The organism is Streptomyces cyaneofuscatus, from assembly GCF_000718135.1.
In the GTDB taxonomy this organism is placed as follows: domain Bacteria; phylum Actinomycetota; class Actinomycetes; order Streptomycetales; family Streptomycetaceae; genus Streptomyces; species Streptomyces cyaneofuscatus.
In genome coordinates, this window is the sequence record NZ_JOEM01000008.1 from 154588 (window position 1) to 168900 (window position 14313).

General features: G+C 72.2%; 12 protein-coding genes. 3 read left to right on the top strand and 9 right to left on the bottom strand.

Going from position 1 to position 14313, the window contains the following annotated elements; translation table 11 throughout:
• Positions 1 to 38 precede the first annotated feature (38 nt).
• Both IF17_RS0115245 and IF17_RS0115250 read right to left on the bottom strand, forming a co-directional pair.
• Positions 39 to 1193, bottom strand: coding sequence for a methyltransferase (locus tag IF17_RS0115245; RefSeq protein ID WP_030566151.1), 1155 nt, complete (start codon positions 1191 to 1193; stop codon positions 39 to 41).
• Positions 1194 to 1320: 127 nt separating this feature from the next.
• A complete protein-coding gene (locus IF17_RS0115250; protein WP_030566153.1) occupies positions 1321 to 1533 on the bottom strand; it encodes a hypothetical protein in 213 nt (70 codons plus the stop codon).
• Between the two features lie 164 nt (positions 1534 to 1697).
• Between IF17_RS0115250 and IF17_RS0115255 the strand changes: the two genes are divergently transcribed.
• Positions 1698 to 2252, top strand: coding sequence for a GH25 family lysozyme (locus IF17_RS0115255; RefSeq protein WP_030566155.1), 555 nt, complete (start codon positions 1698 to 1700; stop codon positions 2250 to 2252).
• 206 nt (positions 2253 to 2458) lie between these two features.
• Positions 2459 to 3277 (top strand): endonuclease I family protein, encoded by an 819-nt coding sequence (locus IF17_RS0115260; protein WP_030566157.1) that lies wholly within the window; start codon positions 2459 to 2461, stop codon positions 3275 to 3277.
• Positions 3278 to 3295: 18 nt separating this feature from the next.
• On the opposite strand, the gene glsA is transcribed toward IF17_RS0115260, so the two are convergent.
• A complete protein-coding gene (gene glsA / locus IF17_RS0115265; protein WP_030566159.1) occupies positions 3296 to 4648 on the bottom strand; it encodes a glutaminase A in 1353 nt (450 codons plus the stop codon).
• A gap of 11 nt (positions 4649 to 4659) precedes the next feature.
• A complete protein-coding gene (locus IF17_RS0115270) occupies positions 4660 to 5250 on the bottom strand; it encodes a hypothetical protein (protein ID WP_030566162.1) in 591 nt (196 codons plus the stop codon).
• A gap of 147 nt (positions 5251 to 5397) precedes the next feature.
• Here IF17_RS0115270 and IF17_RS0115275 point away from each other — a divergent pair, with 147 nt between their 5' ends.
• Positions 5398 to 6513 carry a baeRF3 domain-containing protein gene (locus IF17_RS0115275; protein WP_030566164.1) on the top strand — a complete coding sequence of 372 codons (1116 nt, stop codon included), beginning with the start codon at positions 5398 to 5400 and terminating at the stop codon, positions 6511 to 6513.
• Between the two features lie 51 nt (positions 6514 to 6564).
• On the opposite strand, the gene IF17_RS0115280 is transcribed toward IF17_RS0115275, so the two are convergent.
• The 5 genes from IF17_RS0115280 to IF17_RS0115300 all read right to left on the bottom strand — a co-directional run bounded on the left by IF17_RS0115280 (position 6565) and on the right by IF17_RS0115300 (position 14305).
• On the bottom strand, positions 6565 to 7524 hold the full coding sequence (locus IF17_RS0115280; protein WP_030566166.1) for a D-2-hydroxyacid dehydrogenase family protein: 960 nt from the start codon (positions 7522 to 7524) through the stop codon (positions 6565 to 6567).
• Positions 7525 to 7589: 65 nt separating this feature from the next.
• The gene (locus IF17_RS0115285; protein ID WP_030566168.1) at positions 7590 to 9968 is read right to left on the bottom strand and encodes a phosphoketolase family protein; all 2379 of its coding nucleotides are present in this window, start codon (positions 9966 to 9968) and stop codon (positions 7590 to 7592) included.
• Positions 9969 to 10013: 45 nt separating this feature from the next.
• Complete coding sequence (locus IF17_RS0115290; protein WP_030566169.1) at positions 10014 to 11426, bottom strand: NADP-dependent succinic semialdehyde dehydrogenase; 1413 nt, start codon at positions 11424 to 11426, stop codon at positions 10014 to 10016.
• A gap of 152 nt (positions 11427 to 11578) precedes the next feature.
• Positions 11579 to 12037 carry an ATP-binding protein gene (locus IF17_RS0115295; RefSeq protein ID WP_030566170.1) on the bottom strand — a complete coding sequence of 153 codons (459 nt, stop codon included), beginning with the start codon at positions 12035 to 12037 and terminating at the stop codon, positions 11579 to 11581.
• 171 nt (positions 12038 to 12208) lie between these two features.
• Positions 12209 to 14305, bottom strand: a complete 2097-nt coding sequence (locus IF17_RS0115300) for a xanthine dehydrogenase family protein molybdopterin-binding subunit (RefSeq protein ID WP_030566171.1) — start codon at positions 14303 to 14305, stop codon at positions 12209 to 12211.
• Between the last annotated feature and the right edge of the window lie 8 nt (positions 14306 to 14313).

Here is a 14313-nt window from a genome sequence, read left to right on the forward strand (position 1 = left end):
CAAGAATCTGGAAGGGCCGGGGACCCTGATCTCCGCCGTCAGCGCTTGACGGCGCGCAGGACCACGAACTTCGGGTCGCCCGCCACCGTGGTGCAGTTGCCGAAGATCCGGCGCAGGTGCGTGTGGTACGAGAGGTGCCGGTTGCCCACCACCCAGAGTTCGCCGCCCTGTCGCAGCGCGGTGCGCGCGCCGACGAACATCGTGCGGGCGGTGGCGTCGGTGGTCGCCGTGTGGGAGTGGAACGGCGGGTTGTTGAGCACCAGGTCCAGGCTGCCGGGGGCGAGGTCCGTGAGGCCGTCGCCCACCAGGAAGTCCGCCTTCGCGCCCTCCGGCGCACCCAGGCGGAACGTCTCTTCGGCGGAGGCAACCGCCCCGTACGACTCGTCGACGAACGTGACGTGCGCGTCGGGGTTGGCGAGCGCCGCGGAGAGGCCGAGGACACCGTTGCCGCAGCCCAGGTCGGCGATCTTGACGGATCCGCCGCGGGTGGGCAGGTGCTTCAGGAAGAAGCGGGTGCCGACGTCCAGGCGCTCGGCGCAGAAGATCCCGGCGTGGTTGACGGCGGTACGGCCGGAGACGGGGCCGACATCGCCGGACAGTTCGTAGCGGTACGGCCACGGGCTCGGCGTGCGGGTGAGCTCGGGGTCCGGGGTGCTGAAGATGAGCCGCGCCTTGCGCACCGCGAGGGAGGTGCGGGTCGGGCCGACGATCCGCTCGAAGAGCTTGAGGGTCGAGGTGTGGATCTCCTTGACCATGCCGGTGCCGATGACCACCGTGCCCGCGTGCAGGGCCGGGGCGATCCGGTGCAGCTGGTCCTCCAGGAACGCCAGGGACTTCGGCACCCGGACCAGCAGCACATCGATGCGGCCCGGCGGGGTGTCGCGCGAGGACAGCAGCGTCACGGCGTCCGGGTCCAGGCCGTTGCGGTCCAGATTGGCCTGGGTGGCACGCCGGGCCAGGTAGGAGTCGCTGATCTGGACGGGCCGGTGGGCGGCCAGCGCGGTGGCCAGGGCACCCCACCGGTCCCCCACGACGGCGACCGTGCCCGAGAGGTCGACAGGGCCCGTCTCGGGATCCGTCAGCTGGCGGAGCAGGTATTCGTCGGCGGCGTCCCAGGCCCGGAGGGGGTCGCTGGGGTGCTCGGGGAAGCGGGCAAGCTCGAAAGTGCCCTGTGAGGTCGTCAAACGGTTCATATGTCACTCAGGCTAACCGAGGAACCGGGGGCGCCCCACACGCTCCCCGGCCCCTCGGTCGTATCGCCCTGGCCGCCCGGCCCACCGGGCGGCCCCGCCCGGCCTGCGGGCGCAGCCGGGGGCTCCGTCAGGGCAGCTGTCTGTCGAGGGCGGAGCGCCCCTCGTCGGCCAGCTTGCGCCGCGCCCACTCCAGGGTTTCGGGGGTCAGGTCCCGCCCGGAGGCGAGCACCACGTCCTCCGCGCTCGGCGTGTCGCTCGCGCCCGTGTGCAGAAGCCGGTCGGGGGTGACACCCGACGCCTCGGGCACGGCCGCGGATACGGATTCGGGGTCTTCGCTCATGCCGCCTCCTCCTCGTCCTTGCGGCAATTCTCGCGCCGCGCGGGCCGGGCCGCATCCGAGAGGGCCAGGCCCGGTGGGCCACCCGGGAGAGTGAACCGGTCATTGGGCCGTACGAGGAGTGGGCAGAACCGGAATGTCGGTTCTCACCTCTTGAGGCGGTGCCCATGCTCCACGGCGTCGACGTCAGCGCCTACCAGCCCTCCTACGACACGGACGGCCTCGATTTCGTCTTCATCAAATCCACCGAGGGCCGCACCTATGTCAATCCACGTCTCGACGCCCAGGTGAAGCGGGCCCGGGACGCCGAGTGCGTCGTCGGCTTCTACCACTTCCTCTGGCCGGGGGACATCAAGGACCAGGTGGCGTACTTCCTGAGCAAGACACCGGAGAAGGAGGGCGATCTGCTCGCCGTCGACTGGGAGCAGACCGGCGGCGGGACGCGCGCGAGCAGCGCGGAGAAGGACCGCTTCATCCGTGAGGTGAAGCGGGAGCGGCCCGGCCACCGGGTGCTGCTCTACTGCAACCGGGCCTTCTGGCGCACCCACGACACCAGCGACTACGCGGGCGACGGGCTGTGGATCGCCGACTACGTCTCCGCCGGCAAGCCCAGGATCGAGGCGTCCTGGCGGATCCATCAGTACACCGACGACCCCCTGGACAAGAACGTCGCCGACTTCGACTCGGTCCGGGCCCTGCGCGACTGGGCCGCCGCCGGGTAACAGCCTTCCGGGCTCCCGGAGCGTTCCCGCTCCAGGGGCCCGACCAGGCTCAATCTTGACCTGCACATGATAGGTACACAGCGTTCACACGCGGGCCACGGTGCGTGTGGAAGGCTCCCGCGTACCACACATCGCACGGCCGCTACGGCAAGCGCCCCCACCCAGGGCCGGAGTCGTGGTGCCCGCGTTCCGAGAGGACACCCCACATGTCCCGTCGTCATCAGTTCTACGCGCGTCCGCTGCTGGCCACCGCGGCCGCCGTCGCCGTCCTCGCGGGCACCGCGGCAGCCGCGCCCGCCGACACCCCGCCCGACCGTCCCGCCACCCTCGCCGCGGCGCTCGACGACACGTACTACCAGGACGCCCTCGGCAAGACCGGCACCGAGCTCAAGGCCGCGCTGCACACGATCATCAGCGACCAGACCAAGCTCTCCTACAGCCAGGTGTGGGACGCGCTCAAGGCCACCGACGAGGACCCCGCCAACTCCTCCAACGTGATCCTCCTCTACACCGGGCGCTCCCAGTCCAAGAACGACAACGGCGGCAACGCCGACCAGTGGAACCGCGAGCACGTCTGGGCCAAGTCGCACGGCGACTTCGGTACGGCCACGGGCCCGGGCACCGACATCCACCATCTGCGCCCCGAGGACGTCTCGGTCAACTCCGCCCGCGGCAACAAGGACTTCGACAACGGCGGCAGCCAACTGGGCGAGGCGCCCGGCAACTACACCGACGGCGACTCCTTCGAACCGCGCGACGCGGTCAAGGGCGACGTCGCCCGCATGATCCTCTACATGGCCGTGCGCTACGAGGGCAACGACTCCTTCGCCGACCTCGAACCCAACGACCAGGTGAACAACGGCTCCGCCCCGAAGATGGGCAAGCTGTCCGTGCTGAAGCAGTGGAGCCAGGAGGACCCGCCGGACGCCTTCGAGAAGCGCCGTAACGACGTGATATTCGAGCAGTTCCAGCACAACCGGAACCCGTTCATCGACCACCCCGAGTGGGTCGGGGCGATCTGGTAGTCCCGGGCCCGGAAGAGATCAGCCCTCCCCGGCCAGGGCCTTCGCCGTGCCCTCCACCGCGGCCTCGCGGGTCGCGTAGCGCGGCAGGTCCTGGCCGATGCCCTCCCGTACGACGTCCGGCGGGCCCAGCAGGTCGCGCGGGTCGACGACCGCCGCGCGCCTGCCGTCGGTGGAGAGCCGGGCGAGACCGGTGTGCAGCATCGACAGGGCGACCGAGTCGATGGCGGTCACGTCGTGCAGGTCCAGGACGACGGAGCCGCTCTGCTCGGGCCCCGACTCGTCCAGCGCGTACAGCACGCGTTCGGCCGCCGTGAAGTCGATGGCCCCCTGCGCCACGACCACGCCGACCTTCTCGTGAAGGGCTCTCTCGTGGTCGGCCGAAGGGGCTGTCGGCAGGTCGTCGGCGGTGGTGACGAGGCTGACGGTGGAGCCGGGGAGCGCGGGGTTGAGCATCAGGTGGAGTCCGTACCGCTCCGAGAGCGCGCCGAGTGCGGCGTGGCCGCGTACCGACGTACCGGTGGTGTCCAGCGGCGGGCTGTAGGTGGCGACGCCGAAGCGGGCGGGGCCGACCGCGATGAGCCCGCCGGAGACCCCGCTCTTGGCGGGCAGCCCGATCCGCAGCAGCCACTCCCCCGAGCCGTCGTACATCCCGCAGGTGGCCATGACGGCGAGCACGCGCGCGGCGACCTCCGCGGAGACGACCTGGTCGCGGGTGACCGGGTTGACCCCGCCGTACGCGAGTGTCGCGGCCATCGTCGCGAGGTCGACGGCGGTGACGCGTACCGCGCACTGGCGGAAGTACCGGTCGACCGCCAGGACCGGGTCGACGGGCAGGGTGCCGGTGGAGCGGATCAGGTACGCGAGCGCCCGGTTGCGGTCACCGGTCATGGACTCCGAGGCGAACACCTCCTCGTCCACGTCCAGCTCACGCCCGGCGAAGCGGCCGAGGCAGTGCAGGATGCGTTCGAAGGCGGGTTCGCCGGGGGTGTCGGGGATCAGGGCGGTGGTGACGATGGCACCGGCGTTGACCATGGCGTTGGCGGGCCGCCCGGTGTCGGGTTCCAGGCTGATGGCGTTGAACGCGTCGCCGCTCGGCTCGGCGCCCACCCACCGGCTCACCTCGTCGAGGCCGAGGAGGGAGAGCGCGAGGGCGTAGATGAACGGTTTGGAGACGGACTGGAGGGTGAAGGGGACCTCGGCCTCGCCCGCGCTGTAGCGGTGCCCGTCCATGCTGACCAGGGCCAGCCCGAAGGCGTCCGGGTCGGCGAGGCCCAGCTGCGGGATGTAGTCGGCCGGCCGGCCGCCGGGCAGGTCGCCGAATTCGGCGCGCATCCTCTTGAGCGAGTCGGTCACCGCGTCGGAAGCACTCATCGCCGCGCCCCTCAGCCGCGCTCGGCCTGGGCGACCCGGGGGAAGGTCTTCACCCCGGCGGCCTTGCGGCTGTTGGCCTGGGCGTCGACCGTACGGCCCGGCGGGGCGTCCTCCACCCCGACGACCACCGTGTCGAGGACCTTGTCCTCCGCGTCGACGAACTCCACCTTCACCGCGTAGAAGGCGGGTTCGTCCGTGGGGTTGGTGACCCGGACGCGCGCGCTGCGGACCTCCTCCGACGCGGCGACGGGCAGCCCGCTCACCGAGACTTCGGCGACCGCGTCGCCCCGGCCCTCGACGCCTTCGAGCCGCTTGGCGGCCTCCTGCCGGAGGCGTTCGGTCTCGGCGGAGACGGAGGCGGCGAAGCTCTGCTGGGTGCGCGGACTCTGCTGGGCGTCCGGGCTCTGCTGGGTGCCTGGGCTCTGCTCCTGGGACGGCGATTCCTCGTGCTCGGAATGGTCCGGCGTGAGCGTCCGCACGCTGCTTGAGGTGCCCTCGCTCGTGGTGTCGGAGTCGCAGGCCGCGGTGGTGGCGAGCAGGAGGGCGGCGGCCACGGCGGGGACCAGAACGCGGGCTCCGCGCGGGAAGGGATGCGCTTTCACGGACATTCCGTCCAATCGGGAGGCAAGAAGACGAAGACCACGAGAAGAATGATCACCAACTCGCCCATATTAGAATCAAACGGTATGAATTGACTCGTCGAAGCATCCGCTTCATACGGGAGCGGGTTCGAGCCCTGGGAGGGAACGATGGACACGGACGCCCTGACCGCCGGCCTGTTGCGGGAGCTGCGGGCGACCCGGCCCTATCCGGCCCTGTCCCTGACCATGCCGACCCACCGGACGGCCCCGGACAACAACCAGGACCCTGTGCGGCTGCGCAACCTGGTGGCGGAGGCGGGCAACCGCCTGGACGCCGATCCGCGGGTGAGCCGGGAGACGGCCGCCGCCATCAGGGCCGAACTGGAGCGGGCGGCCGACGAGGTGGACCCGCGCCGGGCCCTGGACTCGCTGGTCGTCCTGGCCACGGCGGACGAGCACCAGATCTGGCAGCTACCGCGCACCGCACCCGAACGGGTGGTGCTCAGCGACAGCTACCTCACCCGCAACCTGGTCGCCGCTAAGGCCCAGGCCCGTCCGTACTGGGCGCTCACCGTCGCCGCCGACCACGCCACCCTGTGGAACGGCACGGACGGCGGCATCGAGGTGCGGGAGACCGGCGGGTTCCCCCTGACCGCGCCGAAGGAGGCGCCCAACCCGCAGCGTGAGGAGCGGATCGGGGACACCCCGAGCACGTTCGCCTACGAGGACACGCGGAACTTCTTCCGTACCGTCGACCAGAAGCTGCGCGCCGTGCTGGCCACCGACCCGCGTCCGCTGTACGTGATGGGGCTGCCGCCCGCCCTCTCCCTGCTGGACGAGGTCGGTGAGGGATCGAAGGCGGCCGTCGGACGCGTCGCCAAGGGCGCGCCGGCCGACCTGCCGCCCGCCGAGGTCCTCAAGGAGCTGCGGCCCGCGCTGGAGGAAGGGGCCCGGCAGGCCACGGCCGACGTGGAGCGGCGCCTCGACAACGCGCGCAGCGCCCACGCGTTCGCCGCCGGGCTCGACGAGGTGTGGGCCGCCGTCCGGGAGGGCCGGGTGGGGCTGGTCGCGGTGGAGGAGCACTTCCAGACCACCGTCCGGGTGACCGACGGGCACTTGGAGCCGGTCCCCGAGGGGACCACGCAGTCGGACGACCCGGAGGTCCGCGAGGACATCGTGGACGAGCTGATCGAGGCGGCGCTGGACGGCGGGGCCGATGTGGTGTTCGTCGAGGACGACTCGCTGGCCGGGCACGGGCGGATCGCGGCGGCGCTGCGGTTCTGAGTCTCTGTGCGCGGGCGAGGGCGGCCGGCCGGAGCCACCTCAGCGGGCCCCTCACCCGATGCGGCGGACCGGCTCCCCGTCGAGGAACGCCCGGATGTTCTCGACCGCCTGGCCGTAGTACGTCGCGTAGTTGGCACGCGAGACGTACCCCAGGTGCGGGGTGGCCAGCAGCCGCGGGGCGGTGCGCATCGGGTGGCCGGCCGGGAGGGGTTCGGTGTCGAACACGTCGATCCCGGCGCCCGCGATGGTCCCGGCGTGCAGGGCGGCGAGCAGGGCGTCCTGGTCGACGATGGCGGCCCGGCTGGTGTTGACCAGGTAGGCGGTGGGGCGCATCCGGGCCAGCTCGGCGGCGCCGATGAGCCCCCGGGTGCGCTCGCTCAACGCCAGGTGTACGGAGACGAAGTCGGCGGCCTCCAGCAGCTCTTCCCTGGACGCGGCGAGCGCGGTGCCGACCTCCTTCGTCCGGTCCTCCGTGAGGTTCTGGCTCCAGGCCACCACCTCCATGCCGAAGGCCCGGCCCACCTGGGCGACCCGGCTGCCGATCTTGCCCAGGCCCAGCAGGCCGAGCGTCCGGCCGTGCAGGTCGGCTCCCAGGGTGGACTGCCAAGGCCCTTCCGCGCGGAGGCCGTTGGCCTCGGGGACGATGGAGCGGGCCAGGCCCAGCAGCAGGGCCCAGGTGAGTTCGACCGGCGGGGTGGAGGAGCTGGCGGTGCCGCAGACGATGACGCCGTGCTGCTCGGCGGCGGCGAAGTCGATCACGGAGTTGCGCATGCCGGAGGCGATCAGCAGCCGGAGCTGGGGCAGGCGCGCGAACACCTCCGCCGGGAACGGGACCCGTTCCCGCAGGGTGACGACGATGTCGAACTCCGCTAGGGCGGCGGCGACTTCCTCTGTACTGCCCAGGTGTTCGGTGAAGGTGACGACGTCCACGTCGGCGGTGACGGACGACCAGTCGGCGACGGTGGTGGCGGCGGACTGGAAGTCCTCGATCACGGCGCAACGCAGCTTCATGGGGGTCTCCGGCGGGACGGGGTCAGGCGGACACCCCCATGATCACCCCGACTGCCTCGACCGCCTCAGCCGCCCCAGCTCCACTCCTCCACCTCGGGCAGGTCGACGCCGTGCTCGCGGATCCAGGCGTGGTGGCGGGTGCGGACATCGGCCATCGCCTGGCGTACGGCGACCGCGCGGACGCCGAGCCCCGGCACCCGGTCGATGACGTCCATGACCAGCCGGTAGCGGTCCAGGTCGTTGCGGACCACCATGTCGAACGGCGTGGTCGTGGTGCCCTCCTCCTTGTAGCCGCGCACATGCAGGTTGGCGTGGCCGGTCCGGCGGTAGGCGAGCCGGTGGATCAGCCAGGGATAGCCGTGGTACGCGAAGATCACCGGCTTGTCGCGGGTGAACAGGGCATCGTACTCGGCGTCCGTCATCCCGTGCGGATGCTCCCCGTGCGGCAGCATGCGGGCGATGTCGACGACGTTGACCACCCGTACGGCCAGCTCCGGCAGATGGCGGCGGAGCAGGTCGGCAGCGGCCAGCACCTCCTGGGTGGGGACGTCCCCCGCGCAGCCGAGCACCACGTCCGGCTCGCGACTGCCGTCCTCGGTCCCGGCCCACTCCCACGCCCCGGCCCCGCGGGCGCAGTGGGCGCGGGCCTCCTCCATCGTGAGCCAGTCGAACGTCGGCTGCTTGCCCGCCACGATGACGTTGACGTAGTCCCGGCTGCGCAGCGCGTGGTCGGCCACGGAGAGCAGGGTGTTGGCGTCCGGCGGCAGATAGACCCGGACGACCTCGGGGCTCTTGTTCAGGATGTGGTCGACGAACCCGGGGTCCTGGTGCGAGAAGCCGTTGTGGTCCTGGCGCCAGACGTGCGAGGTGAGCAGGTAGTTGAGGGAGGCGATGGGGCGCCGCCAGGGCAGCCGGCGCGAGGTGCGCAGCCACTTGATGTGCTGGTTGACCATCGAGTCGACGATGTGGGCGAACGCCTCGTAGCTGGAGAAGAGCCCGTGCCGGCCGGTGAGGAGGTACCCCTCCAGCCAGCCCTGGCAGAGGTGCTCGGAGAGCACCTCCATCACCCGGCCGTCGCGGGCGAGGTGCTCGTCGGTGGGCAGGGTCCGCGCCTGCCAGGCCTTGCCGGTGGAGCGGTAGAGGTCCTGGAGCCGGTTGGAGGCGGTCTCGTCGGGGCCGACCACCCGGAAGTCCCGGCGCTCGGCCGTCGCGGCCATGATGTCGGCCAGGAGTCCGCCGAGCACCTGGGTCGGCGAGTGGGCGGCGGAGCCCGGCTTGTCGACGCGTACGGCGTGGTCCTCCAGGGCGGGGACCGGCAGGTCACGCAGGAGCAGGCCGCCGTTGGCGTACGGGGTCGAGCCGAGCCGAGCCGTCCCCTCGGGGACGCAGGCGAGGACCTGCTCGGTGGGGCGGCCGTCGGCGTCGAACAGTTCCTCGGGGCGGTAGGAGCGCAGCCAGGCCTCCAGCTGCCGCAGGTGCTCCGGGTTGTCCCGGACTCCGGAGAGCGGGACCTGGTGGGAGCGCCAGGTGTTCTCGACGGGCAGGCCGTCGACCTCCTTCGGCCCGGTCCAGCCCTTGGGGGTGCGCAGCACGATCATGGGCCAGAGGGGGCGCTCGGCCGCCCCCTCCTCGCGGGCCGCGCGCTGGTGAGCGGCGATCCGCTCCACGGCGGTGTCCATCGCGGCGGCCATCGCCCGGTGGACGGTGGCCGGGTCGTCGCCGGTGACGTACAGCGGGTCGTGGCCGTAGCCGCGCAGGAGCTGGTCGAGCTCGTCCTCGGGGAGCCGGGCCAGGACGGTGGGGTTGGCGATCTTGTAGCCGTTGAGGTGGAGGACCGGCAGGACGGCCCCGTCGTGGACCGGGTCGAGGAACTTGTTGGCGTGCCAGGAGGCGGCGAGCGGTCCGGTCTCCGCCTCGCCGTCGCCGATCACGCAGGTGACCAGCAGATTCGGGTGGTCGAACGCGGCCCCGTAGGCGTGGGTGAGGGCGTAGCCCAGTTCGCCGCCCTCGTGGATGGAGCCGGGCGTCTCCGGCGCGACGTGGCTCGGCACCCCGCCGGGGAAGGAGAACTGCTTGAAGAGCCGGCCCATGCCCTCGGTGGTGCGGGGCACGTCGGGATAGGTCTCGGAGTAGCTCCCCTCCAGCCAGGCGTTGGCGAGGACGGCCGGACCGCCGTGGCCGGGGCCCCAGACGCAGAGCGCCTCGATACCCCGGTCCTTGACGACGCGGTTGAGGTGGGTGTGGACGAGGTTGAGCCCTGGTGAGGTGCCCCAGTGGCCGAGCAGCCGCGGCTTGATGTCCTCGGGGGTGAGCGGCCGGGTGAGGAGGGGGTTGGCCATCAGGTAGATCTGGCCGACGGCGAGGTAGTTGGCGGCGCGCCAGTGCGCGTCGAGCGCGGCAAGTTCCTCGTCGGAGAGTGCGGACGGAGTGTGGGTGTCGCTCACGGAGCGGGTCTCCTCGTGGAGTGGGAGAAACAGGGAGGGGCCGCGTCAGGACTTCTCGGGGCCGTACCAGAGCGTGGTCGCGTTGCAGAACTCGCGGATGCCGTGCCCGGCCAGCTCCCGCCCGTAACCGGAGCGCTTGATCCCGCCGAAGGGGAGGGCCGGGTGCGAGGCGGTCATCCCGTTGAAGAAGACCCCGCCCGCCTCCAGGTCGCGGGCGCACCGCTCCTGCTCCCCCGCATCCCGCGTCCACACGTTGGAACTCAGCCCGAACGGCGTGTCGTTGGCCAGGTGGACGGCCTCGTCGAGGTCGGCGACCCGGTAGAGGGTGGCGACCGGGCCGAAGGTCTCCTCGCGGTGGATGCGCATGGCGGGGGTGATCCCGGCGAGCACGGTCGGGCTGTAGAACCAGCCGTTCTCCAGGCCGCCGCCGAGCTTGTCGGGCCGGCCGCCGCCGCACAGGACGGTGGCGCCGCGCTCCACGGCGTCGTCGACCAGCTCCTCCAGGTCCGTGCGGCCCTGTTCGCTGGAGAGGGGCCCGATGTCGGTGGACTCCTCCAGCGGGTCGCCGACGGTGAGGGCCCGCATCCCCGCGGTGAAGTGCTCGGCGAACGTGTCGTACACATCGGCGTGGACGATGAACCGCTTGGCCGCGATACAGGACTGGCCGTTGTTCTGGACGCGCGCCGTCACCGCCGTGGCCGCGGCCTTCTCGACGTCGGCCGAGGGCAGCACGACAAACGGGTCGCTGCCGCCCAGCTCCAGCACGGTCTTCTTGACCTCGTCACCGGCGGTGGAGGCGACGGCGCGGCCCGCCGGTTCGCTGCCGGTGAGGGTGGCCGCCGCGACCCGGGGGTCACGCAGGACGGCGTCGACGGCGCCCGAGCCGATCAGCAGCGTACGGAAGCAGCCCGCCGGGAATCCGGCCCGGTGGAAGAGGTCCTCCAGGTACAGCGCGGTCTGCGGCACGTTCGAGGCGTGCTTGAGGAGGCCGACGTTGCCCGCCATCAACGCGGGAGCGGCGAAGCGGATCACCTGCCAGAGGGGGAAGTTCCACGGCATCACGGCGAGGACGACACCCAGCGGCCGGTAGCGGACCAGGGCGCGCGAGGCACCGGAGTCCGTCACGTCGGCGGGGTCCGGGTGCTCGTCGGCGAGCAGGCGCCCGGCGTTGGCCGCGTACCAGCGCATCGCCTTGGCGCACTTGGCCGCCTCGGCGCGGGCCGCCGTGACCGGCTTGCCCATTTCGAGGGTCATCGTGCGGGCGATGGCGTCGCGGTCCTCGTCCAGCAGGTCGGCGGCCCGGTTCAGCCAGGCGGCGCGCTGCTCGAAGGGGGTGGTGCGGTACTGCTGGAAGGTGGTGTGGGCGGCGGCGATCCTGCGCTCGGTCTCCTCCTCGCCGAGGGCGTCGTAGGACCTGATCAGTTCGCCGTTCGCGGGGTTGACCGTCGCGATGGGCATGGCAGTGGCCTCCTTGCATCGGTACTTCGACGGTGCCGCGCCACGTGGTCGGGCGCAACGCGGCCCCTTCCGCACGTACCCGGCCGACGCGGATCATGCGTGCCGGGTGGGGCACGTTCCGCGTCGGCCGGGGTGTGCGAGCTGTCGGAGATCTACACGAGTGCCGCGAGCGGGGCTCGGCGCGACTCGCCCGCGCCGGGCAGCGGCGGGGACGGCAGCAGTCGCGCGGCCTGCGGCGCCTGGGCGTAGCGGGTGAACCAGACCACTTTGCCGTCCGTGGTCCGGCAGGTGCCCCAGCTGTCGCTGAGGGCCATCACCCGGCTCAGTCCGCCGCCGGACGGCAGCAGCCGTGGCATCCGGGCACTGTTGTCGGCGACCGACACGGTGACGTGCCGGCCGGTCCAGCGGAGTTCGAGGACGCACGTGTTGGCGTCGCCGACATGCCGGTGGACATTGGTCAGGAGTTCGTCCATGGCCCGGCACACCGGCCGGACCTGGAGTTCGAGACTCCAGTGACGAAGGTGCGCGGCGACGATGCGCCGCACCTGGGAAACGCGCTCTGCCGACACCTGCAGTTCGACCGAATAGTGCCGGTCGAGTGGAACGGTCATCGTCGAGGCTCCTCACCGCGAGGCCCACATGCTTCACCCCGTCGTACCGACGACCCCCGAACACGAAGCGTGAGCACCAATCACTTCTGGGTCACTCAACAGGGTGACTCGGGTGTGCCGTCCCCGCAACAGATGAGCTGTCGGCCCTGGTAAGGGGCGTCCGGCCGGTCGCTAGACCAGGTACGGCAGCAGCCGGTCCGGGGTGAGCGGCAGTTCGCGCAGCCGGGCACCGGTGGCGTGGCGGACGGCGTTCCCGATGGCGGCGGCGGTGCCGACGATGCCGATCTCACCGATGCCCTTGGAGCCCATGGGGTTGAGGTGGCGGTCGTCCTCGTCGATCCAGTGCGCCTGGATGTCGAGGGCGTCGGCGTGGACGGGCACGTGGTAGGCGGCGAGGTCCTTGGCCGTGAAGTCGCCGAAGACCGGGTCGATGGCGGAGCCCTCGGTCAGCGCCATGCCGATGCCCATGACCATGCCGCCGATGAACTGGGAGCGTGCGGTGCGGTCGTTGAGGATCTTCCCGGCGGCATACACGCCGAGGAGCCGGCGGACCCGGACCTCGCCGGTGACGGAGTCGACGGCCGTCTCGGCGAAGTGGGCGCCGAAGGCGTGCCGGGCGTACGGGGATTCGGCGGCGGTCTCCTCCTCGGTGTCGCCGGTGGCGGTGAACCCCTCGGCGGGCAGCAGGCCCCGGTGGTCGGCGAGGTGGCCGGCCAGGGCGGTGGCTGCCTTGTGCACGGCCCACCCCCAGGAGGCGGTGCCGGAGGAGCCGCCGGCGAGCGGGGCGGTGGGCAGGTCGGTGGAGCCGATCCGCACGTCGACGCTCTCCACGTCGGTGGCGAGGGCCGACGCGGCGATCTGGGCGAGGACGGTCCGGGCGCCGGTGCCGATGTCGGTGGCGTTGACCTCGATCCGGAAGGTGCCGTCGGCCGCCGCGTGGGCGCGTGCGGAGGACCGGGAGACGAGGACGGGGTAGGTCGCCGAGGCCACGCCCGTACCGAGCAGCCAGCGGCCCTCCTGGCGGGCGGCGGGGCGCGGGTCGCGGCCGTGCCAGCCGAACCGCTGGGCGCCCTCGCGCAGGCAGGCGGCCAGGCCCCGGCTGCTGAAGGGGCGGTCGCTGTCCGGTTCGGTGGCCGGGTCGTTGCGCAGCCGCAGCTCGACCGGGTCCATGCCGAGCGCCGAGGCCAGTTCGTCCATGGCCGACTCCAGCGCGTACATCCCCGAGGCTTCGCCGGGGGCGCGCATCCAGGAGGGGCTGGGGACGTCGAGGGCGGTCACCCGGTGGGTGGTCGTGCTGTCCGGGGATCCGTACATCGTGCGGGCGGGCACGGCGGCCTGCTCCACGAACTCCTTGATGGTGGAGGTCTGGGTGACGACCTCCTGGGAGAGGGCCTGGAGGGCGCCGTCGAGATCGGCGCCGAGGCGCACCCGCTGGATCGTGGGGGCCCGGTGGCCCACGACCTCCGCGAGCTGGGCGCGGGGGAAGACCAGCTTCACCGGGTGGCCGGTGTGCCGGGCGGCCATGGCGGCGAGGATCGCCTGCGGGCGGGTGGTGCCCTTGGAGCCGAAGCCGCCGCCGACGTGCTCGGAGACGACGGTGATGTGTGCGGGATCCAGGTCGAAGACCCGGGCGAGGCTCTTGCGTACGGCGTTGGAGCCCTGGCTGGAGTCGTGGACGGTGAGGTGCCCGTCCTCCCACCACGCGGTGGCGGCGTGCGGCTCCATGGGGTGGTTGTGCAGCGAGAGGAGGCGGTAGGTGGCGTCGACCTGGACGGGGGCGGCGGCGAAGGACCGCTCGAAGTCGCCGCGCCTGCGGACGGCGGGGAAGCCGCCGTTGGCCTCCTCGGGCGTGTAGAGGCCCGGGTGGTCCTCGGTGAGGGTCACGTCGTGCTCGTCGCTCTCGTACTCGACGAGCAGCCGCCCCGCGCCCGTCCGGGCGGCTTCCGGGGAGTCCGCGACGACGAGGGCGATCGGCCAGCCGTGGTGCGGGACCCGGTCGCTCTGGAGGACGGCGAGGATCGGGTCGTCGGGTTCGGCGAGGGACGGCGCGTTGTCGTGGGTGAGGACGGTGTGGACGCCGGGGACGGCGAGCGCGTCGACCGCCCGTACGGCGGTGACCCGGCCGGCGGCGATGGTGGCCGGGACCGGCCAGGCGTACAGGGTGCCGGGCGGGGTGTGCTCGGCCGCGTACCGGGCGGTGCCGGTGACCTTGTCCCGGGCCTCCCTGCGGACGACGGGCGCACCGGTGAGCTGCGGGGCGTGGGACATGGCGGCGG

Excerpts from the sequence above, each read along its gene's own strand:
- IF17_RS0115245 (WP_030566151.1), bottom strand. The coding sequence starts at position 1,193 with ATGAACCGTTTGACGACCTCACAGGGCACTTTCGAGCTTGCCCGCTTC.
- IF17_RS0115290 (WP_030566169.1), bottom strand. The coding sequence starts at position 11,426 with ATGCCCATCGCGACGGTCAACCCCGCGAACGGCGAACTGATCAGGTCC.
- IF17_RS0115250 (WP_030566153.1), bottom strand. The coding sequence starts at position 1,533 with ATGAGCGAAGACCCCGAATCCGTATCCGCGGCCGTGCCCGAGGCGTCG.
- IF17_RS0115260 (WP_030566157.1), top strand. The coding sequence starts at position 2,459 with ATGTCCCGTCGTCATCAGTTCTACGCGCGTCCGCTGCTGGCCACCGCG.
- IF17_RS0115275 (WP_030566164.1), top strand. The coding sequence starts at position 5,398 with ATGGACACGGACGCCCTGACCGCCGGCCTGTTGCGGGAGCTGCGGGCG.
- IF17_RS0115280 (WP_030566166.1), bottom strand. The coding sequence starts at position 7,524 with ATGAAGCTGCGTTGCGCCGTGATCGAGGACTTCCAGTCCGCCGCCACC.
- IF17_RS0115300 (WP_030566171.1), bottom strand. The coding sequence starts at position 14,305 with ATGTCCCACGCCCCGCAGCTCACCGGTGCGCCCGTCGTCCGCAGGGAG.
- IF17_RS0115255 (WP_030566155.1), top strand. The coding sequence starts at position 1,698 with ATGCTCCACGGCGTCGACGTCAGCGCCTACCAGCCCTCCTACGACACG.
- IF17_RS0115295 (WP_030566170.1), bottom strand. The coding sequence starts at position 12,037 with ATGACCGTTCCACTCGACCGGCACTATTCGGTCGAACTGCAGGTGTCG.
- glsA (WP_030566159.1), bottom strand. The coding sequence starts at position 4,648 with ATGAGTGCTTCCGACGCGGTGACCGACTCGCTCAAGAGGATGCGCGCC.